The sequence below is a fragment of the Paenibacillus sp. IHB B 3415 genome (genome assembly GCF_000802655.2).
Taxonomy (GTDB): domain Bacteria; phylum Bacillota; class Bacilli; order Paenibacillales; family Paenibacillaceae; genus Paenibacillus_AQ; species Paenibacillus_AQ phytohabitans.
The window spans coordinates 41763-66431 of sequence record NZ_JUEI01000065.1 but is presented as its reverse complement, the minus strand read 5'-3'; the positions used below and the strand labels follow the sequence as shown (position 1 = coordinate 66431).

The following is a 24669-nucleotide window of genomic DNA, read 5'->3' as shown; positions in this document are numbered from 1 at the left end:
GGCCAAGTCTTGCTATTCAGCCAACTGAATTATGAAATTGACTCTTTCATCCGAAAATTGCCCTTGTAGCAGATAATTCCCGGTGCTATAGTATCAAAAATGATGAGAATTATTCTCATCCACATCAAAAAGGGGGATTATCAGTGAAGTGGGGAACTAAGCCGGCATCTATGGCTACGGCGACATTACTGTTATGTCTAACATTATTATTAAGTGCTTGTTCCAGTGGGGCAACTCCGGCTAATGGCAGTGCCGCAGGCAGCAATACTCCGGCTGCGCAGTCACTGAATGCAGCCAATCAGGAGGCGGGGACTACGGCCGGGAGTTCAAACGCAGGCAGCTTGGCTTCAGCCACCAAAAGCTATACGGACAGCAAGGGGGAGGTAACGATTCCGGTGAATCCTGAGCGGATTATTGATTTGACAGGCAGTGCAATCGGTAATTTACTCGTTCTCGGTGTGAAGCCAATCGCGGCAGCCGATGATTCATTGAAGAACCCGTTTCATGAAGGCCAGCTGGATAATATCGTTAATATTGGCGTAGAGCCGAATGCTGAGGCCATTTTGAAGCTGGACCCAGATCTGATCCTTACATTTGACTATATCGAAGAATCCCAATACGAGCAGCTGGCGCAAATTGCTCCGGTGGTCAGACTGAAGTACGGAGCCGGATCTCCGCAGGACTTATTATTAGAATTCGGCAAAATCACCGGTAAAGAGGACGCGGCACAGCAGTGGATTGAGGAGTGGAATGCGAAGATTGCCGGGGTGAAGCCGCAGATTGCTGAAGTTGTAGGTGATAAGACTGTATCGATACTTCAGCCTTATGCGAAGGGGATTTATGCCTGGGGGAATAAAGGGGGAAGAGGCGGTGAGATTCTGTACGGGGATCTTGGCCTCAAAGCTCCGGAGATTATTCAGACCACGCTGATCGACGGTGAAGGATTCGGCGGGGATCTGTCGCTTGAATTGCTGCCTGAATATGCCGGAGACTACATCTTCACCAGTAACTGGGGCTGGGATGACGGCGACGCGAATATCGTCTATGACAGCAATGTGTGGAAGTCACTCCCCGCAGTGAAGAATAACCGGGTCTACTTCATTGATGAGAAGGGCTCGTATTATAATGATCCGATTTCACTTGAGGCGCAATTGGAATTTATTGTGGAGAGCTTTTTGGGTTCGGGAAAATAAATCCTTGCTGTGCAGATCACCACAAGTGGATGTAATGGAGGGAAGGTCAACGGTCTCTTAGGAGGGCGTTGACTTTTTTATTGTGGCCTGCACCGGCTATTCAACTTAATTGTTTACATTTCGTGTAATGTATATATACTTATAATTTAAAGGATTGATATCTCCGGGATACCCGGCAAGGGAGGACTACAGTAAACATGACTTCAAACATCAGAGTTGGGATTGTCGGTTACGGGAATTTGGGTAAAGGGGTACAGCAGGCGATTGAACAAAATCCGGATATGGAGCTTGCAGCTATTTTTACCCGCAGAGACCCGCAGCAGCTGGCGGAAATCACAGGAAAAGTCACAGAGCATATATCCGCAGCCGAGCAATACATAGGCAAAATCGACGTAATGATTCTGTGCGGCGGATCAGCGACAGACCTGCCGGAGCAGACCCCGCAGCTGGCCAGATTGTTTAATACAGTGGACAGCTTTGACACCCATGCCAAAATTCCTGACTTCTTCACTGCCGTGGATAAGGCAGCCCAAGGCGGCGGGACAGTCAGTGTAATATCAACGGGCTGGGACCCGGGAATGTTCTCCATGAACCGTCTGCTGATGCAGTCTATTCTGCCGGAAGGAGAGGATTATACCTTCTGGGGCACCGGGGTCAGCCAAGGGCATTCGGATGCGATCCGCCGCGTTCCCGGTGTGAAGGCAGGCGTGCAATATACCGTTCCTGTTCAGGAAGTCATTGACAGTATCCGGGGCGGAGAGACTCCGCAGCTGACTACCCGCGAGAAGCACCGCCGCGAATGTTTCGTGGTGGCGGAAGAAGGGGCGGACCATGAGGCAATCACCCGGAGCATTGTGGAGATGCCGAATTATTTCGCCGATTATGATACAACGGTCAACTTCATTTCGGAGGATGAGCTTGCAGCGAAGCATTCCGGCATGCCGCATGGCGGCTTCGTTATCCGTAGCGGTATAACCGGCGGCGGAAGCAAGCAGATTGCCGAATTCGGGCTGAAGCTGGACAGTAATCCTGAATTTACGGCCAGCGTGCTGGTAGCCTATGCCCGTGCAGCTGTCCGCCTGAAGCATGAAGGCCATAAGGGTGCCAAGACGGTATTCGATATTCCGCTCGGCCATCTGTCCCCTAAATCGGCAGAGACGCTGCGGCGCGAGCTGCTGTAGGCTGGCGAAGAGTGAGCAACGGGCATGCTGGTGGGAGCAGCCGGCTGCTGTGATGACGATGATCTGGCCGGGGCTCGCCCGGGGGAAACCCTGATCCTACTTAAAGAGCACAGCAATTGGAACAACGGTCCGTTCGTGGAGCGTTCTCCCGCAAGCTTAAGTATGGCATACTCAAAAAACGAGGGGTGTCTCAATCAGCCATTTCATGGCTTTTGAGACACCCCTTCTGCACGTTCTGCTGGAATCAAAAAAAATCAGAGGTAGAAATACCTCTGATTCATAGAGAGAGGAAGTAACCGGACAAACACGGTTACTAAATAAGCTGGACTTAATAGTCATACTGAAATCCTGCACGAAATACAACATTTCCCTCACAATATCGGGTCTAATCAAGAATTGTTGTATAAAAAGCAGCATTTCCCACGTATTCAAGCGGCGAACGGGACAATTTGTTGTATTTCATACAACAATCCTTACAAATCCCTCATTATCATTGAATCCATGTTGCACTACGTACAACAATACATTCAACAATACATTCAGGACTAGCTCTATAGGTAAGCTTTATACATATAGCAACAGAACCATTGCGGGCAGTCCATAATACTCGCCGAAATAACCAAGGCTTGTTCGCCCGCCATTGATCTGCTGCTTATTTAGTTACACAATCCCCTGCGCCAGCATAGTGTCGGCAACCTTCAGGAAACCGGCGATGTTAGCTCCGGCCACCAGGTTACCGGCAACCCCGTATTCCTCTGCCGCCTGCACAGTTCTGCGGTAGATATTCTTCATAATCTCCTGCAGCTTGGCATCGACCTCTTCGAAGCTCCAGGCCAGCCGCATGCTGTTCTGGCTCATTTCAAGTCCCGAGACCGCTACTCCTCCTGCATTAGCCGCCTTGGCCGGAGCGAACAACACATCATTCTCAAGGAACAATTCAACCGCTTCAATCGTCGTCGGCATATTAGCCCCTTCGCCGATGGCCTGAACCCCGTTCAGAATAAGCGTCCGGGCGGATGCCAGGTCAAGCTCATTCTGGGTGGCGCAAGGCAGGGCGATATCGCAAGGCAGACTCCAGATTCCGCTGCAGCCATCAATATACTGTGCATGTGGATGCTCCTTCACGTATTCGCTGATGCGCAGGCGATCGGTTTCCTTCAGTCTTTTGACAGTATCCAGATTGATTCCTTGCGGATCATGGATATATCCGTTCGAATCACTGCACGCGATAACAAGAGCTCCCAGCTGCTGAGCCTTCTCGATAGCATAAATAGAGACATTTCCTGACCCGGAGATAACTACCCGGCTGCCCTCGAAGCTGTTTCCCCGCGTGGACGACAGCATTTCCTGCACGAAGTATACGCAGCCGTAGCCGGTAGCCTCCTTGCGTGCCAGACTGCCGCCGTACAGCAGCCCTTTTCCGGTGAGAACCCCGGCCGCATGTCCTCCGTGAATTCGTTTATATTGTCCGAACATATAGCCAATCTCGCGTGCGCCCACTCCGATATCCCCTGCGGGAACATCCGTATCCTGGCCGATGTGGCGGTACAGTTCCGTCATGAAGCTTTGGGTGAAGCGCATAACTTCCTGATCGGATTTATCCTTGGGATCGAAATCACTGCCGCCTTTGCCGCCGCCCATGGGCAGGCCGGTCAGGGCATTTTTGAAAATCTGCTCGAAGCCCAGGAACTTGATAATGCCAAGATAAACGGAGGGGTGGAAGCGGAGTCCGCCTTTGTAAGGGCCGATGGCGCTGCTGTATTGAACGCGGAAACCGCGGTTGACCCGGACTTTGCCGGCATCATCGACCCAGGGCACGCGGAAGGATATGCTGCGCTCGGGTTCAACCAGCCGTTCGAGAATCCCATGCTTCATATATTGCGGATGACGGGCCAGGACAGGCACGAGACAATCCAGGAACTCCTTGACCGCCTGATGAAACTCGGCCTCTTGCGGATCGCGCTGCTGTACCTCCGCGTATATCTGATGAACATATTGTACAGCCTGATTAGTAATTTCTGAAGAAACGGAATGAACGGTGGACACTTTAGCTAGCACTCCCTGTCTGATAGTGGATTCGGGCAGCCCCGGATTTATTTTTAATTTAAAAGAATTCTATAAAACCTTACATCAATTTACCAATCAATTATTTTTGGTGTGGTCATTAAGAAATTCTATGAACCTTACATGCGATGCCAGATATACCTTATGAAAGGTCTGAATGAGACTTCATTATAATGGGAATTATGTTTCAATGTTGTCATATCCTTGTCCGTAAACTTTACAAACAGTATCGGAATAGATATAATTTAAGTATAATTTTTAGGGTTTGAAACAACAGAAAGGGGCCTAACGCCAGTAGGCTCCTTTTGTATTTCTTGCCCATGTTACAGGAGGGCGAAGGTCATTCACAAGGAAAAAATTATGGTATGCGTTCATTATGGTCCGCACGGGGAGCGTTTAATCCGGCGTGGAGTCGAGCTATCTGAGATGCTGGGGGCACCGCTCTATGTGCTCAATGTGGATAGTTCAGACAGTGATGAATACAATCAGAGCAAAGAAATGTTCATGGCGGTCTGGAAGCGTCTGGCCGAGGAAGCCGGAGCAGAGTTTATGGTCCGCAAACGCCGGGGCCGCAAGACAACGGATGTAATCGTTGAAGCGGCAGAAGAGAAGGACGTCACGCAGATCATTATCGGGCAATCCGCCCAGACGCTGTGGCAGGAGCTGACCAAGCGCAATTTTGTCAATGAGCTGATCAGCAAAATGAAGATGATGGATCTGCATGTTGTGGCAGTACAGCGGATGCGCGCCGGTCTTGAAGAGACGCATGAAGAAGGTGTAATTTCCTATCTGGTGAAGAATGAGGGCGTTTATCAGCTCAGTGATGAGCCGGAAGGTCAGGATTACATCAAAGGGAAATTTTTTCACGAATTGCACACGGAATTTGAGAATGGCTTATTCAGAATTGAGCAAGATGGTAAAGCGAGATATTTGCATATCTGCGAGGGGACACTAAGCGATCCCTTATAATCGTTTTTACTTCCAGTAGTATGTACTATTGTTCACAACTTAACTTATAGAGTGGAAAAGGAGGCTTGCCTTTGCTGCATATAACCGTACTTGTTCCGTTTCTGCTGGCCTTAATGATAGCGCTTCTACGAGGGCGGATGGCCAGGCTCCATCGAGGTTGGCTTGTACTTGCCGGACCGCTGGCGTTGTTCATTTATTTCTTGACCCGGATTCCTGTCATTAAGGGAGGGGAGTACGGATATGAGACTGTATCCTGGATTCCGTCCCTTGGCATTAATCTGGTATTTCATCTGGATGGATTAAGTTTGCTGTTCGCATTGTTAATTACGGGAATGGGGATGCTTGTCATCTTCTACTCGATTTATTATCTGGACAAACGCAAAGAAGAACTGACCCCGTTTTATGTTTATCTCCTAATCTTTATGGGCGCGATGCTCGGGGTGGTAATGTCCGATAACCTGATGGTCCTGTACGGCTTCTGGGAGCTGACAAGTGTATCCTCCTTCCTCCTGATTGCCTATTGGCACCGTAGACAAAAGTCACGCTACGGCGCACTGAAGTCGATGCTGATTACGGTCTTCGGCGGCCTGGCGATGTTCGCCGGATTCCTGATGCTGTACGGCATGACAGGGACCTTCAGTATCCGCGAAATCTGGAGCCAGGCCGGGGACATCAGCGGACAACCGCTGTTCATACCGTCAATGATCCTGATTCTGCTGGGGGCCTTCACCAAATCGGCCCAGTTTCCGTTTCATATCTGGCTGCCGGATGCGATGGAAGCACCGACCCCGGTCAGCGCTTATCTGCACTCGGCTACGATGGTCAAAGCAGGATTGTATCTGGTCGCGCGTTTCAGCCCGGTGTTTGCGGGGCAACATGAGTGGTTTTGGATTGTGTCGGGCGTCGGCCTGATCACCTTGATCTATGGATCGATCCAGGCGATGAAGCAGACGGACCTGAAGGCTCTGTTAGCCTATTCTACAATCAGCCAGCTGGGACTGATTATGGGATTACTGGGAATGGGATCGGCAGCTTCATTCTACACGGGTGAAGAGGCTGTGTTCTTTACCGCCGCAACAACGGCTGCCCTCTTTCATTTGATTAATCATGCCATATTCAAGGGTTCGCTGTTCATGGTGGTCGGGATTGTCGACCATGAGACGAACACCCGTGATCTGCGCAAGCTGGGGGGACTGGTGTCGCTGATGCCGGTGACCTTCACGATAGCGCTGATCGGCAGCTTCTCCATGGCAGGGCTCCCGCCGTTTGCGGGATTCCTGAGTAAAGAAATGTTCTTCACGGCTGTACTGAACATCAGACAGCTGGATATCCTCAGCCCGCAATCCTTCTTCACGATCTTTCCGGTGCTGGCCTGGATTGCAAGCATATTTACCTTTGCATACAGCATGATTATGGTTTTTCATACCTTTTTCGGCAAATACCAGCCTGAGAAGCTGGATAAGAAGCCGCATGAAGCGCCGTTTGGGCTGCTGCTTCCTCCGATTCTCCTGGCACTGCTGGCCGTTATTACCGGACTGTTCCCGAACATATTGTCCAAGACACTAATTGTACCGGGAATGAATGCTATTCATCCGCAGCTGGCGGCAAGCTCGCCTTTTTATGTGAACATCTATTTCTGGCATGGCTTTACAGCTGAAGTGTGGATGACTCTGGGTGTGATCCTGCTGGGAATTGTCGTATACCGTGTGTATGGACGGTTAAGTCTGGTCGATAAGGAATGGCGCAGCGGGTACACGCTGAACCAGGTTTACGACGGCAGTATCCGGCTGGTGGAGCGGGTGTCCCGTTCGGTGACAGGGCTATATATGACGGGCTCCATGCGCCATTATCTAATGTATATTTTCACCTTGATTATTGTTGTAGTTGGCGGTTCATTGCTGTACGTAGACGGAATTACGTTTGGCCAAGGGCAGTATGCTCCGGTCACCTTCTTTGAAGTCGTGGCAGTGCTGGTCATGCTGACAGGTGCGCTCGCGATTCCATTCGCCAGGTCCAGGATTGCGGCAATTCTGTTAACGGGCATGGTAGGGTATATGGTGACATTGCTCTTCATCCTGTTCCGTGCACCCGATCTGGCACTTACGCAGATGATTGTCGAAGTGGTGTCGGTGACGCTGTTCCTGCTCTGCTTCCGGCATTTGCCCAGACTGAAGCGGGAGAAGGTCAAATTCCGGGTAAAGATCCCGAAGCTGATCATCGCCGTAGGATTCGGGGCAACGATGACACTTGTCGCACTGGCGGCGCTTGGGAGTAGTCCGTTCGAGTCCATCTCAAGCTACTACGTGGAGAACAGCTATACCCTCGGCGGCGGCAAAAATATAGTCAACGTGCTGCTGGTGGATTTCCGCGGCTTTGATACCATGTTTGAGATTACGGTGCTTGGTCTGGCCTCGCTGGCTATCTATTCAATGATTAAGCTGCAGCTTGAGCCGGGCAGTAAGCCTGATCTGGTCAGAGATGTGCCGGACGATAACAAGCCGCGTTATGCGCGCAGTAATGATGTGCTGCTGCAGTCTGTGGCCAAAGTGGCCTTCGTGATTATTATTACCTTCTCGCTGTATTTGTTCTTTGCCGGTCATAACCATCCGGGCGGCGGATTTATCGGCGCATTGATGGCTGCAGCCGGGCTCGTGCTGCTCTCGATTGCGTTCGGTACAGAGTTTGTAGAGAAGGTGCTGCCTGTCGATTACCGTAAGTTAATTGCGGCCGGAATTTCTATAGCTTTTCTCACAGGGATAGGTTCCTTTGTATTCGATGCTCCGTTCCTGACCCAGGCCTTCGGCTATTTCGAGCTGCCGGTGATGGGCAAGACCGAACTCACTACAGCAACACTGTTCGATCTGGGAGTGTACCTGTCTGTTATCGGTGTTACCATGAATATCATCTTTACGATCGGGAGGGATAACTGATGGAGATCCTTATTGCCCTGGCGATCGGCGTCTTGTTTACCGTAGGTGTATATCTGGTCTTATCCAAAAGCCTGCTCCGCATCCTTCTGGGGACAACACTGCTGACTCACGGTGTTCATCTGCTGCTGCTGACCATGGCAGGACTTAAGACTGGCGCTTCACCGCTGCTTGGTGAGAAAGCGGACAGTTATGTCGATCCGCTGCCGCAGGCGCTTATCCTTACTTCGATTGTAATCAGCTTTGGGGTATCCGCGTTCTTCATCGTGCTGGCTTACCGGGCATACCGCTCGGCAGGTATGGATGATGTGGAAGGTAGCAAGGGGGAGAGACCATGAACAATCTGCTGGTACTGCCTTTGCTGATTCCGGCCTTTACGGCGGTCATCCTGATTTTTCTGAAGGAAAGAATTAACCTGCAGCGTATAATCAGTGCGATCAGTGTATTTGTCAATATTGCTGTTGCGTTAATTATTGTGTACCAGATAAATAATAACGGGATTCAAACGCTGTACATGGGGGGATGGCTGCCGCCCTACGGCATCGTCTTTGTGGCTGATATGTTTGCGGCATTGCTGGTATTAACAACGGCGGTTGTAGGCGCGGCCTGCCTGTTCTTTTCCTTCGCAAGCATCGGGGAACAGCGGGAGCGGTTCTACTACTATACCTTCTTCCACTTCCTGCTGACCGGTGTGTTCGGGTCCTTTCTTACGGGAGACCTGTTTAACCTGTTCGTATGCTTCGAGGTATTGCTGGTTGCCTCCTATGCGATGATTGTACTCGGCGGAACCCGGGTTCAGCTGCGGGAGACACTGAAATATATACTCGTCAATGTGATCTCCTCCAGCTTGTTCGTAGCGGCAATTGCTTATCTGTACGCTGCGACAGGTACGCTTAACATGGCGCATCTGGCGGTCCGTGTTGCGGAGGCGGGGCAGGGCGGTGTCATGAATGTAATTGCTGTACTGCTGCTGCTGGTCTTCTCGCTCAAAGCCGGTCTGCTGCTGTTCTTCTGGCTGCCGGATTCATACAGTGCTCCGCCACTGGCCGTAAGAGCGCTGTTCGGAGCCTTGCTGACCAAAGTTGGGCTGTATGCCATCACGCGTACATTCTCCCTGATTTTTGTTCATGATCCGGGACTGACACATACGCTGATCGGCTGGATGGCCGGAGCAACAATGATTCTTGGAGCTGTCGGGGCGCTGGCTTACAATGATCTGAGCCGGATTTTTAATTATAATATTGTGATTAGCGTAGGCTTTATTGCCTTTGGCATATCGGTGGCAACCCAGGATTCATTAAACGGGGTAGTGTTCTATCTGATGCACGACATGATTGCCAAGGCGCTGCTGTTCTTCCTGGGCGGAATGATTATTGCAGCGTCAGGAACGGAGCAGCTACGGCAAATGGGCGGCCTGATCCGCCGGTATCCCTGGACGGGCTGGATGTTTTTTATTCTAACCTTGGCCTTGGTGGGCGTACCGCCGCTTAGCGGTTTTGCCGGGAAAGTGATGATGGTCCGCAGCGGCTTCGGGGAGCAGCACGTCGCTCTTGCACTTATTGCACTGGCGTCAAGCTTCGTTGTGCTCTATTCGCTGATCAAAGTGTTCCAGGAAGTATTCTGGGGTGGTGAAAGAAGCGAGGAAGAGGTCCATCCGCTGCGCTATAAAGCTATGATGGCACCGGCCGCAGTGCTGTTTGTCCTCATCATTCTGATGGGAATCGGCGCCGAAATGGTGAACGGGCTTGTGGCTCAAGCCGGGGCCGTGCTGGCTGATCCGGCAGAGTACATTAACGCTGTCATGAAGGAGTAGATGAAGATGGCCTTTCAAATATTATTAAATCTCATGATAGCGTTCGTGTGGATGTTCTTGAATAATGACTGGACGGCCTCCGGCTTCATCGTCGGGTATGTGCTGGGTATTGCCGTTCTCATGGCTATGCGGCGTTTCTTCGACGGGCGGCTGTATCTTGGCAAGGTATGGGCCATTGTGAAGCTGGCTGGCCTGCTGCTGCGGGAACTCGTTGTATCCAGTTATATCGTGGTCAAGGCGGTGCTTCGGCCGAACCTCAACATCCGACCGGCCATTCTAATGTACCACACGGAGCTGGAGTCGGACTGGGAGGTTGCTGTGCTGATTACATTGCTCTGCCTGACTCCGGGCTCTGTGGTGCTGGAGGTATCCAAAGATAACCGGACGTTATACATTCATGCGATGGACATACAGGATGTGGAACAGTTCGGTGCCAATATCCGCAATACGTTCGAACGAGCGATTCTGGAGGTGACCCGTTCATGATTCATTTTATACTCATGCTGTCGCTTTCGATCATGGTCATTTCGATTGCGATTTGCGCCTGGAGGCTGGTCAAAGGACCCTCGCTGCCTGACCGGGTCGCAGCACTCGATACGATCGGAATCAACCTGCTGGCGATGGTGGCGGTTCTCTCGATCTTGTTCAAGACTGAGGCCTTCATTGAATACATTCTGCTGATCGGCATTCTCTCTTTCATCGGAACGATGGCGCTGGCCAGATATATCGAAAGGGGAGTGGTGTTTGAATATGGAAATGATCAAGACGGCCGTTGAATTACTGTTCGTATTGCTTATCCTGACAGGTGCACTGCTCAGTGCTGTCAGCTCTGTGGGGCTGATCCGTCTGCCGGATGTCTATTTAAGATCACATGCCGCTGCCAAAAGTGCTACGCTTGGTGTATTGTGTGTGCTCAGCGGGGCGTTTCTCTACTTTGCTTTTTTTCTCGATTACGTCAGTGCAAAGCTGCTGCTGGGGATTGTCTTCGTATTTATGACTTCACCGTTGTCAGCCCACCTGACCGGCCGGGCGGCCTACCGCTCCGGTGTTCCGCTGTGGAACCGCCGTATCCAGGATGACCTCAAAGAGGTGCTGGAGAAAGAACGGATCAAGTCGGATTCTTCAACGTCATAGCCGTAAAGGTGCAAACAGGGATGTCCTCCAGGCCATAAATGGTCTGAGGGACATCCCTGCCCTGAATTATTGTGAAAGCTGCTGCGGAGAATTGTGATTCTGTGCAGTCCGTCTGCGGTACAGATGCCAAACAGGGATGTCCTCCAGGCCATAAATGGTCTGAGGGACATCCCTGCCCTGAATTATTGTGAAAGCTGCTGCGGAGAATTGTGATTCTGTGCAGTCCGTCTGCGGTACAGATGCAGCAGTGCGTATGAGAGGACGAACGCAGCTGTAACCAGCCATAGAGGGATTCGCGGATCGAGCTTGTACGCCCAGCCGCCGATGATGCCCGCAGGTGCAGTGAACAGCAGGATCAGCACGGACAGCGTGGAAAATACTTTGGCCCGCTTATCGTCATCGATGGCGTTCTGTACGGCAGCCTCCAGATAAGGGGAGCTGATCATCAGTCCCACGGCTGCCAGTATGGTGCTGAGTCCGATCCACAAGAGGCTGGACGAAGGATATAACACCAGCATGGCATTGGACAGCGCAGAGAGTCCGAAGCCGGCCATCATGGAGCGGTGGGCGCTCTGGTCCGGGATTTTGGGCATAAGAAGCCATAGGGTCAGCAGCATGATTATAGAGGAGACTGCGGGAAACAGAGAAAGGATACCGCTATCCATATGCAGATAATCAGCCAGGTACAGTGACAGATAGGTGCTCTTCAGCGTGGCCTGAAAGTTGAACAGGATGTATACGCCGAAGATCAGCAGCAGATTGCGTTCCACCCACAGCTCACGGAATGCTCCGCCATATTCGACCATAATTTCCCGCAGTCCAAGTTCACGTGTTTCCTGACGTTTCCTTATTCCGGCTTCGGTTTCGCGGGTCGTTAGCTGACGGCCGACGAACTGGAAGGTCATGAACAGAAACGCGAGCACATACATAATCCGCATTCCCTGAATCATGCCATACTGGTGTACAAGCAGACCGCCCAGCGGTGCAAACAACCCTCCGATGACACCGATAATCTGCAGCAGCGTGAAGACATACGTCCGGTCAGAGGGCCGGGTGTCTTCGACAATCAGGCAATAAAAAGCAATATGCGGAACACGCTGGAAGCCGTTAATGACCGCAGCTGCCGCAAAAAACCACAAATTCTGTGATGCGGCCCATAACAGGGTGGCCAGGCTCCAGCTAAGCAGGTCAAAATATAAAATGGCCCGCTTGCGTCCCAGACGGTCCGTTAAATATCCGCTGATTAATGAAGAGAATACCTGTACGATCAGTCCGATGGTGGTAATCCAGCCGATGTTCAGCTCCGTCAGTCCCAGCTCGTACATATAAAGCGTGGCATAGGTGGAGAACATGCTGTAGGGAATCAGGAAAAAAGGCTCAAAGGTTAAGCAGCCCCGGCTGTTTCCCTGCAGCCGCGGAAAGAAAGGTTTGGCCATAATGAAATCCTCCAGGGTTGTCTATAAAGTAAGGAAAGGTCCAAACCATTAAATGATAATTACAGGACAATGTCAACAACAAAACGCAGCTAAGTTGCAGTGGTGCCTGAAGTTACTGTAGACTGGTTAGAAAAGCTTTTGTGCTCGGATGAAATTCACATAAGGTGGTTAACATGTATATCCTTATCGGAATCGTATTTATCATTGTATATGCCTTAATTGTATTCTACATCGGCTGGAGCGGCTGGGGCTGGATCAAGCCGGTAGTGTCGGGCAGGTTCCGGCTTTTCTATATCCTTGCGCTTGTTTTTCTGGCCAGCTCGCTGATCCTGTCCAGAGTGGTCGCAGGATCGGCCATTTTAAGTGTTATCGGCAGCTTCTGGCTGGCATTGTTCAGCTTATTGATTATGCTGCTGCCGCTTGTTCATCTATCGGTCTGGTTAACGAAGCTGAGCAGGCTGCCGCGTCATACCGTTCAGAAGTGGTCGGGAATTCTTACTATGCTGCTGCTGGCCGGTCTGCTTGGATTCGGGAGCTTCAACGCTTACAGTCCGGTTGTCCGTTCCTATGAATTGAAGATCGGCAAGACGGGCCCGGCGACCGGTGAACTTCATATTGTGATGGCCTCTGATATGCATTTTGGCTATTTGTCGGGTAAAAGCCATGCGCTGCGGATGGTAGAGGAGATCAATGCGCTGAAGCCGGATATTGTATTATTCCCCGGTGATATTGTGGATGATGATATTGTGCCGTATAAGGACAAGGGCATCGGTGCGATTTTAGCGGAGATTGAAGCGCCGCTCGGCGTATATGCTTCTCTGGGTAATCATGACCGGTTCAAAGGCGGGACGGAGGAGATCATCAGTCTTCTGGAGGAGAGCGGGATTCAGGTTCTCTATGATGAAGCCATTGAGGTGGGAGACTGGCTGACGCTGATCGGGCGGAAGGATTACAGTGATAAGGATAGAGCGGAGCTGTCTGTTCTGACGGAGAACATAGATGGCTCGAAGCCGGTATTTATGCTGGAGCATCAACCGGTCGGCTTCGACACAGCAGAGGAGCAGGGGATTGATCTGATGGTATCCGGTCATACCCACCGCGGGCAGATCGCGCCTGCCAATGTATTGACTGACAGATTGTTTGAGAATGACTGGGGATATCTGCAGAAAGGGCAGCTTCATTCCATAGTATCTTCCGGATATGGATTCTGGGGTCCGCCGATCCGTATCGGATCGCGGTCGGGGGGATATCTGCAGAAAGGGCAGCTTCATTCCATAGTATCTTCCGGATATGGATTCTGGGGTCCGCCGATCCGTATCGGATCGCGGTCGGAGGTAGTGTCCATTCATGTTCAATTCTCGAATGCAAACAGGTAATGTGGAGGGCTGACCCGGTGGTGGGGTTAGCCCTTTTTTTAAGAATTTTTGCGAGTTTACAAAAATCAGTAAATCAAATATATTGTACTGGTACAATAAGTACAATATTGTGGAAGGAGGAAGCGTTTGGAGATTATCATCAGCAACAACAGAAACAAGCCCATTTATGAGCAGATCACCTCGCAGATCAAAGGAATGATCATGAGTGGAGAACTGCAGGCAGGAGATCCGATTCCTTCTATGCGTTCCCTGGCGAAGTCCATTCAGGTCAGTGTTATTACTGTGCAAAAGGCATATGAGGATTTACAGCGTGATGGATTCATCGATACTACGGTTGGACGCGGAAGCTTCGTTTCAGCCACCAATAAAGATATGTTTCAGGATGAGCAGCTGAAAAAAATAGAAGAACATTTAATAAAAGCAGCGGAAATTGCCCGCACGAGTGGAATTAAACTGGAGAAGATGGTGGACATGCTGACTGTCTTTTATACGGAGGGGAAAAATGAATCTTAGCTTAGAGATAACCGGACTGACAAAAGCCTATGCCGATTCTGATTTTGTTCTGGATGATGTATCGTTCTCCATTCCCAGTGGAACCATCATGGGGTTTGTGGGGGAGAATGGGGCCGGAAAAACGACAACCATTAAATCTATTTTGAACACAGTTCATATAGACAGCGGAACGATCCGGATTTTTGGGCGGGTCATGACAGACAGAGACACTGCAATCCGTGAAGACATCGGAGTGGTTCTTGATACGGCAAACTTTCCGGCTGTATTGACACCGGACAAGCTTGCAAAGGTTATGCGCGGAGTTTACAAGCAATGGGTTCAGGAATTCTATTTAAAGCTCACTGCCAAGTTTGGTCTGCCCATGGACCGGAAGATTAAGGAATTCTCCCGGGGGATGACGATGAAGCTTGCCATAGCAGCCGCATTGTCACATCATCCCAGGCTGCTTATTCTGGATGAAGCTACCTCAGGGCTAGACCCTGTTACCAGAGAGGAGATTTTGGAGGTTTTTCTGGAGTTCGTGGAGGATGAGCGGCATTCTATATTGATGTCCTCCCATATTACAAGTGACCTCGAAAAAATCGCCGATTACATCACCTTCATTCATCAAGGAAAGATTATTCTGACTGCGAAGAAGGATGAGCTGATCTATGACTACGGAGTTGCCCGCTGCAAAAGTGAGCAGTTCAAGATCATTGCTGAAGGCGATAGACTTGCTTACAGAGTAAAGGAGCATCAAACTGATGTGTTGGTAATAGATAAAAAAGGGTTTGAGCAAAAATATGCCGGGATCACTGTCGATCAAGTATCTATTGATGAGATTCTGCTGCTTCTGGTAAAGGGGGGCAAATAACATGCGGGGGCTGTTGTTAAATAATTATTATTCTCTCCAGAATAATATAAAGACATCTTTGGGAATTGCCTTGGCTCTGTTGCTTGTTTCATTTGTGGCGGCCGATCACTCTGTAATGAATTCGATCGTTGCTGCACAGATTTTGATTTTTTCTGTAAGTATCGGGTCCTCTCTGCAGATGGACGAGGCTTCTAAATGGAGTAAGCTTGAAATCACTATGCCGATCCAAAGGAAAACCGTGATCAATGCCAAATACCTTTCGTTCATCCTGTTAATCCTGACGGGTTCTGCAGTAAGTATAGTTACTCCGGCTCTTACTTATGTAAGAGGGATAGACACAACTCATTTTAATTTGTCAACCGGGTTCACATTCGGCTTATCCTTATCCATCTCAACCATTTCAATCTACTATCCGGTTATTCTTAAATTCGGTGTGGAGAAAAGTGAGATGATGATTATGGTGTCCGCAGCCTTATCCGTTGCCATCCGTTTTCTGGTGTGGATGCTGCTGGGATTGTTGTGGAAGCCTGTGAACTTTAATGGCGCTGAGACAGGTTATGTCTCCCTGATTGTTGCTGTCGTTATATTTGCAGTATCTTATCTGCTGGCAGTGCGGATACACAGGAATAAAGAGTTTTGATTCATGTAAGTGGAAACGGCTGCGCGGAACCCGTATCTGCCGCGGGTTCGCAGCTCACGCTTGAGGCGCAGCTCTTTTGCTGCTCAATATGTCCTTGTAGAGTTCTATTGATCAAACCCGGTAGATCATCAGTCCGCAGATCCTTCCGGTGAATAAACAGAATCATAGCTGTAACTCCTTTGGTTCATACAAACGGGTTAAGGCCTGCATATGCTGATCGTTCATGGGAGCTACTCTCGAAAAATAAGGCAGCTGCCATTTCTGCGCAGCAGAAGCCTGCTTATTAGTCACGGTATCCCAGTCCGGATACACGCGCATTGCCATTTTTCCTGGTGCATCCCCGTCTGCCAGCACCCCGTGCATTCTCAGCACGTCTTTGGGAAAGACGAACTGTCCACTCTCCCCGCTGAAGGTATGGAAGGTATGGATTACCAATATATCGGGAGCGTCCATATAGGCAAATGCCCGGTTTTTCCGCTCCGCATCCTTTTCCCAGAAGACGACAAACTGCCCTGTCTTCGTTGGGGTAATTTTTGCAACACGAAACCGAACGGACTGGGTATTCAGCTGGAACCACCCTGCTCCATATTCGGCATTCTGCGGTTCCTCCCGCACTGAATCAACAGTGAAGCGGGCCGGTGCATAAAACGTATCAGTTATATAAGCTAACGTATTATAAAAGTTATTCATGAGATGCCTTCTTCCTGAGTGGTTATCATGCTGTCTCCAATTAAAATAATACCAGTCCATCCGGCATAAATGTAAGCTGTTTGTAATGTTATGTAGGATGATTTTTGCTAGAATGGGGGAACTGCAGGAATTTACCCGACTAAAGGAGAGGTTTAATTGTTAAGAAAAGGATTTACAGTTATGTTCTCAATACTATTGCTATTATCCGGCAGTATCACGGCATTTGCTGCCGGGAAAGGCAGCGGGGGAACAGAGGGAGCAACCCCATCAGGGATTCCGCTGACCCGTTTGGAAGCTTTTGTCGACGATTATGTAAAAGAGTACATAGGACAACAATCCGTAGGTGCGTCTGTTGTTATGGTAAAGGATGGCCAGGTGGTACTGTCCAAGGGTTACGGATACGCCGACTTGGAGCAGCAGATCCCTGTTTCGAAGGATACGGTAATGGAATGGGGCTCGATCAGCAAGCTTACCGTATGGACCTCCGTAATGCAGCTGGTTGAGCAAGGAAAGCTCGATCTGAATGAAGATATCCGCAAGCTTTTGCCGGACAATTTCCTGATCAGGCTGAAATATGATGATCCCATAACGATGCTTCATCTGATGAACCACAATGCCGGATTCGAAGAGTATATGTTCGACATGGCTTATCAGTCCCCTGAGGAAGTACGCTCTTTGGAAGAGGGTCTGCAACTGGCCCAGCCGGCACAGATTTACAGACCGGGTGAGGTTGTAGCCTACTCTAACTACGGCAACTCACTGGCTGCCTTTATTGTAGAGAGAATCAGCGGCCAGCCTTATCATGAATACGTTCAGCAGCATATTTTTGATCCCCTCGGGATGAAGGATTCGATTGCCTATTCTGTTGTAGAGGACCGTCCGGAGCTGCTGGAGCATAAAGCTAAAGGTTATTTCTTCGAAAAAGAAGGGAGCTTTACGCAAGGATCATGGAATTATATGTCCATGTACCCTAACGGAGGCAATAACGGCACTGCAGAAGATCTGGCTAAGTTTGCGATGGCATTCATGCCTGCAGCCGGAGAAGCATCTCCTCTGTTTGAGAAGCCGGAGACACTGGGCACGATGCTGACTCAGAGTTATACCTCAGCTGAAGGAATGCCGGGGATTGCCCATGGATTCTGGGAATATCCCGGAATGAAGCGTACGCTCGGACATGGCGGAAATACGATTGCATTCGCCACCAATCTGCAGATTGTGCCTGAAGACCGGTTTGCGATCATAATTATGACCAATCAGGCCAGCGAATCCAATATTGTACATGGTCTGACCAAAGCAATACTGGGCATGCGTGAGCAGGCAGATGCCGGTGAGCTGCCGGATTCGTCAGAGGTTCAAGGCGAGTTCATGGCTGCGCGGCGCCCCGGACACGGCTTCATGAATCTATTCCCCTATCTTACGCTGATGAAGCTTGAGCCGCAGGGAGGGGATCAACTCCGGGTATCACTTGCCGGGATGACCGGAAGCTATAAGCAGGTTCAGCCCTATCTCTATGAGAAAGTAAGCGGAGACGCGGCGCTGGATGCCTGGCCAATGCTGCATGCCACGGTCAGTAAGGGTAAGGTACAGGCCATCTCGGTATATACGACAGATTATTTGCCGCTGCCTGCAGGTAAATCAATGCCGGTGCTGCTCTTGAATGCCGTGCTTGCGGCACTGGCCATCCTCTATTTCGTTATCGCCCCGTTTGTCTTGCTGATACAGGCAATATTGAACAAGCGAAGATCCGGAACACGCCCTGCACCTCGTGCCGTCAGCCGCATGCTGGCAGCTGGCCTCACCTTGACAGGAACCGGCATTGTGGTGAATAACCTGGTTCTGGCCTTGAGGATGCTCAGCAACAATGAACGTGCCTATGCCGAAGTGTATCCGCAGATTTTGATTAACTATGGTCTGACTGGACTGGCGGTGTTATTCTTGGCCGCGCTGCTGCTGTCCTGGAGGAAGAACCGCTCTGCTTCAACTGCCCGTGGCAAGTGGTCAGCTATTCTTCCTATAGTCATGATGGTTGTTCTGGTGGGGTTGCTTGTATTCTGGCAGTTCTACAGTTAATAGCACAACCAGTTTACAGACGATTGAAATACATGTTGAAATAGCCCAGCCTTAATGATGGTTTTCCTATGCTTATTACCAATCCACCGGCAGTATAGGACAACTGCTGCAATATCCATGATCCGCTCTGAGCAGGTAGGCCAGACAGCAGGTTGCCTTAATAGATATCATGTGATGGGGAGGGCTGGGGTCCGTCCGGAATCTGGTCCGGATACGGAACGGGTTGCTGCGAAGGCCGAATACTTCCGGCTCCAGTTCCCATGTCACCGCTTGGAATTGCTCCATAATAAAGCTGCGGCGGCTGTCATCTGCTTCCTCCTGCACATCCTCTTCCACAAAGGTATACAGCTGATTATAAACATGCTTCCAGAGCATTACAGCCCTGGTCTGCGCGGCTTCGGCAAGAGCATGAATAATCGGTCTGACATCATTCTTGTAGAACAATCCAAGCTCCTCCAATGCTTCTTGTCCACATCCAGCCCGCTCCCGGATATTGTCCAGGTTCTCATGAAGATAAAAGGCGAATTCGGGGTATCCCTCCGTGCGGATGAGCTGCACAGACAGGTTGCCAAGGCGCAAAGCATAAGCCATAGGGTGTGCCGCCGTGAGCAGTGCATATTTGGCTCCGCAAATGCCGGCGATCCAGGTGCACAAGATGGCAGCCGCCAAGCGCTTGTCCTCTGTTCCGAGCATGGCGGCATACGTGCTCAGCAGCTGCTCCGCACTGGCGGGCAGGCTTAATTCGGTAAGCGATAAAGTAACCACTGCGTTCTCTGCAGCTTCCGGATGGATGAAATAACGTTCTGCCCATGGTGTCCCGCCGGTATGGCACATCCTTATTTCCCCTTTATTTTGACTTGTCTTCAAAGGCCTCTAGAACCGCATCAATCGCATAACGGTTCGCCAGCGGCGACATTCCCAGGTTGAACCAATCCTTGCCCGCCATCATGTACACCTGATTGTTCTTAACTGCTTTCATATTCTTCCACAAAGGACTATCCACCATATTCTCATAGGTCTGCTTAACTTCAGCACTGTCCTCATTGTTCAGCTGAAGAATAAGGTGGTCAGGGTTATATTCGGGCAATTTCTCCAGGGATATGGATAATGACGGGTCCTTGGCAGGGAAGTCGGGAATCATCTCCAGCCCAAGCGTGGTATGAATAAACTTTCCGCGGTCGATCTGATCCCCGTAGAGGATAAGACTGTTAGGCATAACCATCATGTACATTACGGTTTCGTTGCCAACCAGGTCATCAAGCTTCTGCTTGGCTTCAGCTTCCTGATCCGCAAGCTCTTGTATGACCTTCTCGGCAATATCCTTCTTGCCCAGCACCTCGGCGATATCCTTCAATTCATCACGCCAGTCATCGCGCTCAGGCAGCAGCACCGTTGGCGCGATTTCGGATAACTGGTCATAGTCCTTGCCCGACCACCATACCGGAGCCAGGATCAGATCAGGATCGGAGGCTAGTATCATTTCAAAATTCGGGGTTTCGGCAATGCCCATTTTAAGAGTATCCTTGAACGGCTCTTGCAGATAGGTAGGGAAATCCTCCTGATAGTTCTGCACAGCTACGGGGGTAACGCCTAAGGCCTGCAGGAACTCGGGATAGACTACGGAGAGGCCAATGACTCTGGCCGGATGGGCAGGGATCTTAATCTCACCTTGTTCACTGTTCACTACACGAAAGTCCGCTTCCGCTGTAGCGTCAGCCTTGGCCTGTCCATCCTTATTTGAGCAGGCCGCCATGATCAATATCAGTACAATAGCCATACAGAATGCCATACCTTGTCTCATCTGTCTCATATATTTTGTAACCTCCTGAGTATCGATACCTTCATCCTCACCTGAGAGTGAGAATCAATATCACTGTTAGGAGTATAAAACAATCCTGAGGATTCGACTATTGACGATCACGCCAATATTTTATGTCCGATTACGCCACAGAGACGGGGCCAGCTCAAGAATCAGCTCCTGTGTAAAAGAGGTATACTCCGTCCAAGGGAAGGGAGGGAGGTGTTCAACACGCGAATATCCGGCAGGATCAGGATGCTTCCACGGCGCCTTATCCCGGAGCCTGGACCAGATGGCCTGCGAGCGGGCATCCTCATCAACAATCAACAGGAGCTTGTCCGTATCCGCGGACTCCAGCTCTTCCAGCGTCAGGGTCTGTCCTTCAAGCTTGCGGTTCACAATGTCCGCCGGAATAAACTGCAGATCATCGTAGAGTACTTCACCCAGACTCCGGTTAGACAACACGGTGATTGTCCAGGCGGATATTCGGGCAATCAGCAGTCTGACCCCGGCGGGTTCAAGAGCGAAGTCTGCACGTACAGATTCGGCTTTGCGCTCATACCGGTTTAGCCATGCCGCCGCCTCCTTTGACTTGCCCAGGCATTCTCCAATGAATCTTAATTGCGTCCGCCAGTCCATGGGATGACCGGGCACAAGATAAGTAGAGGCAAGCTCTCCAAGCAGCTGCTGTATGGCCGGACTTAGCGTTTGCTCCAGACCAAGAATGTAATCAGGACTGATGGAGGTTAGCTGCTCGATTCTGCTATTATCATCCTGGGCAAGCGGCAGCACTGCACTTGACTCATATTTGCGGCGGTAATATTCAGTCCACGGATGGTCAGCCGGAGCAGCGCAGGGAATAATATTCAGCGTAAGCAGTGCCCCGATCAGGCTGCCGTGGCAGGCAACGATCTTCAGCTTGGCATTTCGCATGAAGGTTGCCGGAGCTACACCGGTAATGTGCTTGAATTTGCGCCGGAAATAAGGGACGTCCTTGTAACCGACGTAGGCGGCGATATCCTTCAATTCATAATTCATGTGCGGCAGCATGAGGCTCCTTGCTTGTCTGATCCGGTATTCGGTCAAGTATTCAATCGCGCTGAGACCGTATCTCTGCTTGAACAGCCGGATGAAATGTCTTGCGCTGGTGCCTGCCTCGCCAGCCAGCAGAGCGATGGAGAGTTCCTCGCGGTAGTGCTGCTCTATATAAGTCTTGATCCGCTCCATAACAGCGTCGGTATCGCCCGGCTGCAGCTGGTCTGCATCGCTGAGCAAGCTGTACAGCAGTTCATAGAATCTGCTCTGGGCCCGCAGCCGCTGTATGGGGGAGATGCTGTCCATGGAAGCGGCGATGGCTTCACAGTGTTTGCTGTAAGTAATCGTTGAAGCAACTGCTGCTTCCCCTTCTAACGGGAAGGGGAAATGAGGCTCCGAAGAGCCTGCCGGTTCATGAGATTCATGGGGTCCATGAGGTCCAGGCAGATTAACATGCCCAAATACATCAAAGCGCAGAATGTATAACCCCTGCTCGCCTGAGCTGTCCAGCTGTGCTTCGATTAATTGCCCCGGCAGGCACACGAACACATATCCGGGTCTGAGTTCACAATACTTGCCGTCTACCGTTATCCAGCCCCGGGCAGATATTGGAATCAGGAGCATATGCGATTCAAGGAATTGCAACCGGAGTGACCACTTTTCGTTACCACCGCTGTGCTGAACGATGCTCCGAAACCTGAACCACATCTGATCAAGCTGTCCGAAGCTTCCCGCAGGAGGAATTCCGTCCTTGTCATTCATTCTTCGTACCACCTTCCGCTATCTGTTACCGTGCAGATCAGTATCCCTCAGCACTCTTGTGAGCACATGCCCCAGATGGATTAATGCCAGCCTGGAGTGACGGTAGAATGTAGTGCGGCTCATATGAAAAGCATCGGCAAGCTGTGATTTGCGGTAGTTCTTTTGCAGATAACACTCTCGCAATATGCTTTGCTCCAGCTCTGTGAGCGGATAAGGCGGCTGCTTATCCATCAAGATATGCTGCACCTGCCGACGTACAGACCCTCCGGTAAGCCCGAGCCGCTGCACGAATGGCATTTCCTCGAGCAGTGCATCACTGTACAAATGTTGAACTATTTGCTTAACATCCTTCCAGTCCTGAGGCTGCGGTTCTTGCGGTAAGTCTGCTTCCGGGGCTTGCACAGCCAACTGAAACACCCGCTGTACCCACACCTCAAATGTTACCTGGCGGAAATCCAGGTCCCACACGGTCAGCTTCGCGGGAACATTCGGTTCAAGTCTCGACTGTATCTGTTCCTGAAAGCCCAGATGCGGCAATAGCAGGTTCAACTGGTTATCAGCTGTTGCTACAATGGTTCGCAAGCCGCCGGAAGTATACACGAGCCATGACTGGAGCAGCATGGCCCCCAGCTCATCCGGCCGGTAATAGGGTTGCTCTATATCTACCGCTGCCAGCAGAATGAACAATGTATCAGCAGCTTCCGCTGGCAGGGTGTATTGAGGCCCGGCCAATTCTCCCAGCAGGTGCCTGTGGGATGGCGCGTAACGGTCGAGTAAGGACAGCGTAAGTGCATGCAGCCGCAAGCCGGCCGAGAATCCCAGCGGAATCCCGCTGCTGTCACACAGGACAACAATGCTGTCCGGATCATGCGCTGCAATATCATCCAGCAACGGGTGATGTTCCCCGTCTGCAATCAGCTCCGACTGCCAGTCCGATTGTGCCAGCGATGCCTCAAGAAAACGGTGCAGATAAGGAAGATCCCCCGGCTCATAACCCCGCTGCCGTTCCAGGCTCCTTACTGCTGTGAAATCTGTATATGTGCCGGCAACAGGCAGCTGTTCGCGGTATAACTCCAGCACATGGGCGGCAATCTGCATTTGCTGCAGTTTATTGGACGCAGGGAACCTCTCTGTGAGCAGCTCAAGCGTTCTGGACCGCATCCGGTGATATTGTCCCGGGTCCCGCCGCTGGAAGTCTTCCCGCAACATCCGCGATACGAGCTGATGCAGGCATAATCCGTTCAAGCCGGTACGCACACAAGACAATCTGCTCAGCTCCGCATAGTCAGAGGCGGACAGGGGGCTGGCCAGCAATTGGTTCAGGATCGTCTGATCTGCCGCAGGAAGGAGAGATAAAAGCTGCAGAGCCTCGTACATAAAGGGGGAAGCGACTTCCTTCAGCATTTCTGTGCTGAGTATCCCAGGAAGCTGGTATTCGCGTTCCTGTCTCTCCGGCTCCTGACGGAGCAGCATATCAAGCGTAAGCGCGAGCAGCAGGGGGTGGCCTTCTGTCTTATGTACGATATCAAGCTGAAGGGCCGGGGAGAGCCCGCTGTCCTGCAGATATTCATAAATCTCTTCACGGGAGAACAGCTCCAGAGGGTAAGAATGAATTCGCCTGGACCAGAAAGGATGCGAATGCCATTTGACCGGAAGACCGCTCCGGGAGGCCAGAATGAACAGGCATTCAGCGTCGGCCAGCCTGGGTAACAGACTGGCCAGCAGCCAGCTTTCAATACAGTCCACGTGCTCGCTGTTATCTATAATCAAAACGGTCTTCTGGCGGGTTAATTCCCTTACTGCATAAGTCAGCATTGTCTCGTCTGCTGCCCGAGTCAGGCCGTACTCCATCTCCAGACTCATCTCCAGATAGGACAGAAAAGCACCTGGAGTCTGCAGACAGAGCTGTCCGTCCATCCATATTGTAAGTGTGGAGGAACGGCGGGCTTCGGCGTTCATTTCTGTGAGCAGGGTGGTTTTTCCGATACCGCCAATACCGGTTACCGAGAAGATCTGCGAACCGGCATCGGGGGCAGCAAGCCAATGAGATAAGGCGTTCTTTTCCCGGCTGAAGCCGACGATTCGCTGGGCTGAGGTTTTGCTGTTAGCCGATGAGAGGTTCATGCTGCACACTACTTTCTATCAAATTTGAAACAAAAACGGGACCTTTCGATTCATTTCATATATTATACTATTTTTTAATCCGCAGCTTCGG

The 24669-nt window shown here is 50.8% G+C and carries 21 protein-coding genes; 14 read left to right on the top strand and 7 right to left on the bottom strand.

Features of this window, described 5'->3' with window-relative positions:
• Positions 1 to 143 precede the first annotated feature (143 nt).
• Together QW71_RS26130 and QW71_RS26125 are read left to right on the top strand one after the other, a co-directional pair.
• Positions 144 to 1193 carry an iron-hydroxamate ABC transporter substrate-binding protein gene (locus QW71_RS26130; RefSeq protein ID WP_235441553.1) on the top strand — a complete coding sequence of 350 codons (1050 nt, stop codon included), beginning with the start codon at positions 144 to 146 and terminating at the stop codon, positions 1191 to 1193.
• A gap of 197 nt (positions 1194 to 1390) precedes the next feature.
• Complete coding sequence (locus QW71_RS26125; protein ID WP_039306125.1) at positions 1391 to 2374, top strand: diaminopimelate dehydrogenase; 984 nt, start codon at positions 1391 to 1393, stop codon at positions 2372 to 2374.
• A 660-nt stretch (positions 2375 to 3034) separates the two neighbouring features.
• Here the strand turns inward: QW71_RS26125 and gdhA are convergent.
• The gene (gene gdhA, locus QW71_RS26120; protein WP_373604792.1) at positions 3035 to 4390 is read right to left on the bottom strand and encodes an NADP-specific glutamate dehydrogenase; all 1356 of its coding nucleotides are present in this window, start codon (positions 4388 to 4390) and stop codon (positions 3035 to 3037) included.
• Positions 4391 to 4798: 408 nt separating this feature from the next.
• On the opposite strand from gdhA, the gene QW71_RS26115 reads away from it, so the two are divergent.
• The 7 genes from QW71_RS26115 (at position 4799) to mnhG (ending at position 11281) form a co-directional block, all read left to right on the top strand.
• Positions 4799 to 5407 carry a universal stress protein gene (locus tag QW71_RS26115; RefSeq protein ID WP_039306119.1) on the top strand — a complete coding sequence of 203 codons (609 nt, stop codon included), beginning with the start codon at positions 4799 to 4801 and terminating at the stop codon, positions 5405 to 5407.
• Between the two features lie 65 nt (positions 5408 to 5472).
• Positions 5473 to 8337, top strand: a complete 2865-nt coding sequence (locus QW71_RS26110; RefSeq protein WP_039306116.1) for a Na+/H+ antiporter subunit A — start codon at positions 5473 to 5475, stop codon at positions 8335 to 8337.
• Positions 8337 to 8672, top strand: a complete 336-nt coding sequence (locus QW71_RS26105) for a Na(+)/H(+) antiporter subunit C (RefSeq protein ID WP_039306114.1) — start codon at positions 8337 to 8339, stop codon at positions 8670 to 8672. Before QW71_RS26110 ends, QW71_RS26105 begins: the two co-directional genes overlap by 1 nt.
• Positions 8669 to 10147 (top strand): Na+/H+ antiporter subunit D, encoded by a 1479-nt coding sequence (locus QW71_RS26100; RefSeq protein ID WP_039306110.1) that lies wholly within the window; start codon positions 8669 to 8671, stop codon positions 10145 to 10147. Before QW71_RS26105 ends, QW71_RS26100 begins: the two co-directional genes overlap by 4 nt.
• Before the next feature lie 6 nt (positions 10148 to 10153).
• Complete coding sequence (locus tag QW71_RS26095; RefSeq protein ID WP_039306107.1) at positions 10154 to 10633, top strand: Na+/H+ antiporter subunit E; 480 nt, start codon at positions 10154 to 10156, stop codon at positions 10631 to 10633.
• Positions 10630 to 10923 (top strand): Na(+)/H(+) antiporter subunit F1, encoded by a 294-nt coding sequence (locus QW71_RS26090; protein ID WP_039306104.1) that lies wholly within the window; start codon positions 10630 to 10632, stop codon positions 10921 to 10923. The genes QW71_RS26095 and QW71_RS26090 overlap by 4 nt, the downstream gene beginning before the upstream one ends.
• Complete coding sequence (gene mnhG / locus QW71_RS26085; protein ID WP_039306101.1) at positions 10898 to 11281, top strand: monovalent cation/H(+) antiporter subunit G; 384 nt, start codon at positions 10898 to 10900, stop codon at positions 11279 to 11281. Before QW71_RS26090 ends, mnhG begins: the two co-directional genes overlap by 26 nt.
• Positions 11282 to 11463: 182 nt before the next feature.
• Here the strand turns inward: mnhG and QW71_RS26080 are convergent, their stop codons facing one another.
• Complete coding sequence (locus QW71_RS26080; RefSeq protein ID WP_039306098.1) at positions 11464 to 12717, bottom strand: MFS transporter; 1254 nt, start codon at positions 12715 to 12717, stop codon at positions 11464 to 11466.
• Positions 12718 to 12890: 173 nt separating this feature from the next.
• Between QW71_RS26080 and QW71_RS26075 the strand changes: the two genes are divergently transcribed.
• The 4 genes from QW71_RS26075 to QW71_RS26060 all read left to right on the top strand — a co-directional run bounded on the left by QW71_RS26075 (position 12891) and on the right by QW71_RS26060 (position 16099).
• The gene (locus QW71_RS26075) at positions 12891 to 14093 is read left to right on the top strand and encodes a metallophosphoesterase (protein WP_063776471.1); all 1203 of its coding nucleotides are present in this window, start codon (positions 12891 to 12893) and stop codon (positions 14091 to 14093) included.
• A 126-nt stretch (positions 14094 to 14219) separates the two neighbouring features.
• Positions 14220 to 14606, top strand: coding sequence for a GntR family transcriptional regulator (locus QW71_RS26070; protein WP_039306096.1), 387 nt, complete (start codon positions 14220 to 14222; stop codon positions 14604 to 14606).
• Positions 14596 to 15459 (top strand): ABC transporter ATP-binding protein, encoded by an 864-nt coding sequence (locus QW71_RS26065; protein WP_039306093.1) that lies wholly within the window; start codon positions 14596 to 14598, stop codon positions 15457 to 15459. Before QW71_RS26070 ends, QW71_RS26065 begins: the two co-directional genes overlap by 11 nt.
• A 1-nt stretch (position 15460) precedes the next feature.
• Positions 15461 to 16099 (top strand): ABC-2 transporter permease, encoded by a 639-nt coding sequence (locus QW71_RS26060; RefSeq protein ID WP_039306090.1) that lies wholly within the window; start codon positions 15461 to 15463, stop codon positions 16097 to 16099.
• 162 nt (positions 16100 to 16261) lie between these two features.
• Here QW71_RS26060 and QW71_RS26055 read toward each other — a convergent pair whose 3' ends face one another.
• On the bottom strand, positions 16262 to 16789 hold the full coding sequence (locus QW71_RS26055) for a MepB family protein (protein ID WP_039306087.1): 528 nt from the start codon (positions 16787 to 16789) through the stop codon (positions 16262 to 16264).
• Positions 16790 to 16969: 180 nt separating this feature from the next.
• Between QW71_RS26055 and QW71_RS26050 the strand changes: the two genes are divergently transcribed.
• Complete coding sequence (locus tag QW71_RS26050) at positions 16970 to 18859, top strand: serine hydrolase (RefSeq protein WP_047013981.1); 1890 nt, start codon at positions 16970 to 16972, stop codon at positions 18857 to 18859.
• A gap of 75 nt (positions 18860 to 18934) precedes the next feature.
• On the opposite strand, the gene QW71_RS26045 is transcribed toward QW71_RS26050, so the two are convergent.
• The 4 genes from QW71_RS26045 to QW71_RS26030 form a co-directional block, all read right to left on the bottom strand.
• Positions 18935 to 19693 (bottom strand): (2Fe-2S)-binding protein, encoded by a 759-nt coding sequence (locus QW71_RS26045; protein WP_039306081.1) that lies wholly within the window; start codon positions 19691 to 19693, stop codon positions 18935 to 18937.
• A gap of 13 nt (positions 19694 to 19706) precedes the next feature.
• The gene (locus tag QW71_RS26040; RefSeq protein ID WP_152679860.1) at positions 19707 to 20669 is read right to left on the bottom strand and encodes an ABC transporter substrate-binding protein; all 963 of its coding nucleotides are present in this window, start codon (positions 20667 to 20669) and stop codon (positions 19707 to 19709) included.
• A gap of 120 nt (positions 20670 to 20789) precedes the next feature.
• Entirely contained in the window at positions 20790 to 22454 is a 1665-nt protein-coding gene (locus QW71_RS26035; RefSeq protein ID WP_039306078.1) for a helix-turn-helix domain-containing protein, read from the bottom strand.
• An 18-nt stretch (positions 22455 to 22472) separates the two neighbouring features.
• Positions 22473 to 24578 (bottom strand): hypothetical protein, encoded by a 2106-nt coding sequence (locus tag QW71_RS26030; protein WP_039306075.1) that lies wholly within the window; start codon positions 24576 to 24578, stop codon positions 22473 to 22475.
• Positions 24579 to 24669: the final 91 nt, after the last annotated feature.

Bases quoted from the DNA above. Each gene is read 5' to 3' on its own strand.
- QW71_RS26125 (WP_039306125.1), top strand. From the start codon at position 1,391: ATGACTTCAAACATCAGAGTTGGGATTGTCGGTTACGGGAATTTGGGT.
- QW71_RS26115 (WP_039306119.1), top strand. From the start codon at position 4,799: ATGGTATGCGTTCATTATGGTCCGCACGGGGAGCGTTTAATCCGGCGT.
- QW71_RS26105 (WP_039306114.1), top strand. From the start codon at position 8,337: ATGGAGATCCTTATTGCCCTGGCGATCGGCGTCTTGTTTACCGTAGGT.
- QW71_RS26100 (WP_039306110.1), top strand. From the start codon at position 8,669: ATGAACAATCTGCTGGTACTGCCTTTGCTGATTCCGGCCTTTACGGCG.
- QW71_RS26095 (WP_039306107.1), top strand. From the start codon at position 10,154: ATGGCCTTTCAAATATTATTAAATCTCATGATAGCGTTCGTGTGGATG.
- QW71_RS26090 (WP_039306104.1), top strand. From the start codon at position 10,630: ATGATTCATTTTATACTCATGCTGTCGCTTTCGATCATGGTCATTTCG.
- mnhG (WP_039306101.1), top strand. From the start codon at position 10,898: ATGGAAATGATCAAGACGGCCGTTGAATTACTGTTCGTATTGCTTATC.
- QW71_RS26080 (WP_039306098.1), bottom strand. From the start codon at position 12,717: ATGGCCAAACCTTTCTTTCCGCGGCTGCAGGGAAACAGCCGGGGCTGC.
- QW71_RS26075 (WP_063776471.1), top strand. From the start codon at position 12,891: ATGTATATCCTTATCGGAATCGTATTTATCATTGTATATGCCTTAATT.
- QW71_RS26065 (WP_039306093.1), top strand. From the start codon at position 14,596: ATGAATCTTAGCTTAGAGATAACCGGACTGACAAAAGCCTATGCCGAT.
- QW71_RS26060 (WP_039306090.1), top strand. From the start codon at position 15,461: ATGCGGGGGCTGTTGTTAAATAATTATTATTCTCTCCAGAATAATATA.
- QW71_RS26055 (WP_039306087.1), bottom strand. From the start codon at position 16,789: ATGAATAACTTTTATAATACGTTAGCTTATATAACTGATACGTTTTAT.
- QW71_RS26050 (WP_047013981.1), top strand. From the start codon at position 16,970: ATGTTCTCAATACTATTGCTATTATCCGGCAGTATCACGGCATTTGCT.
- QW71_RS26045 (WP_039306081.1), bottom strand. From the start codon at position 19,693: ATGTGCCATACCGGCGGGACACCATGGGCAGAACGTTATTTCATCCAT.
- QW71_RS26040 (WP_152679860.1), bottom strand. From the start codon at position 20,669: ATGAGACAGATGAGACAAGGTATGGCATTCTGTATGGCTATTGTACTG.
- QW71_RS26035 (WP_039306078.1), bottom strand. From the start codon at position 22,454: ATGAATGACAAGGACGGAATTCCTCCTGCGGGAAGCTTCGGACAGCTT.
- QW71_RS26030 (WP_039306075.1), bottom strand. From the start codon at position 24,578: ATGAACCTCTCATCGGCTAACAGCAAAACCTCAGCCCAGCGAATCGTC.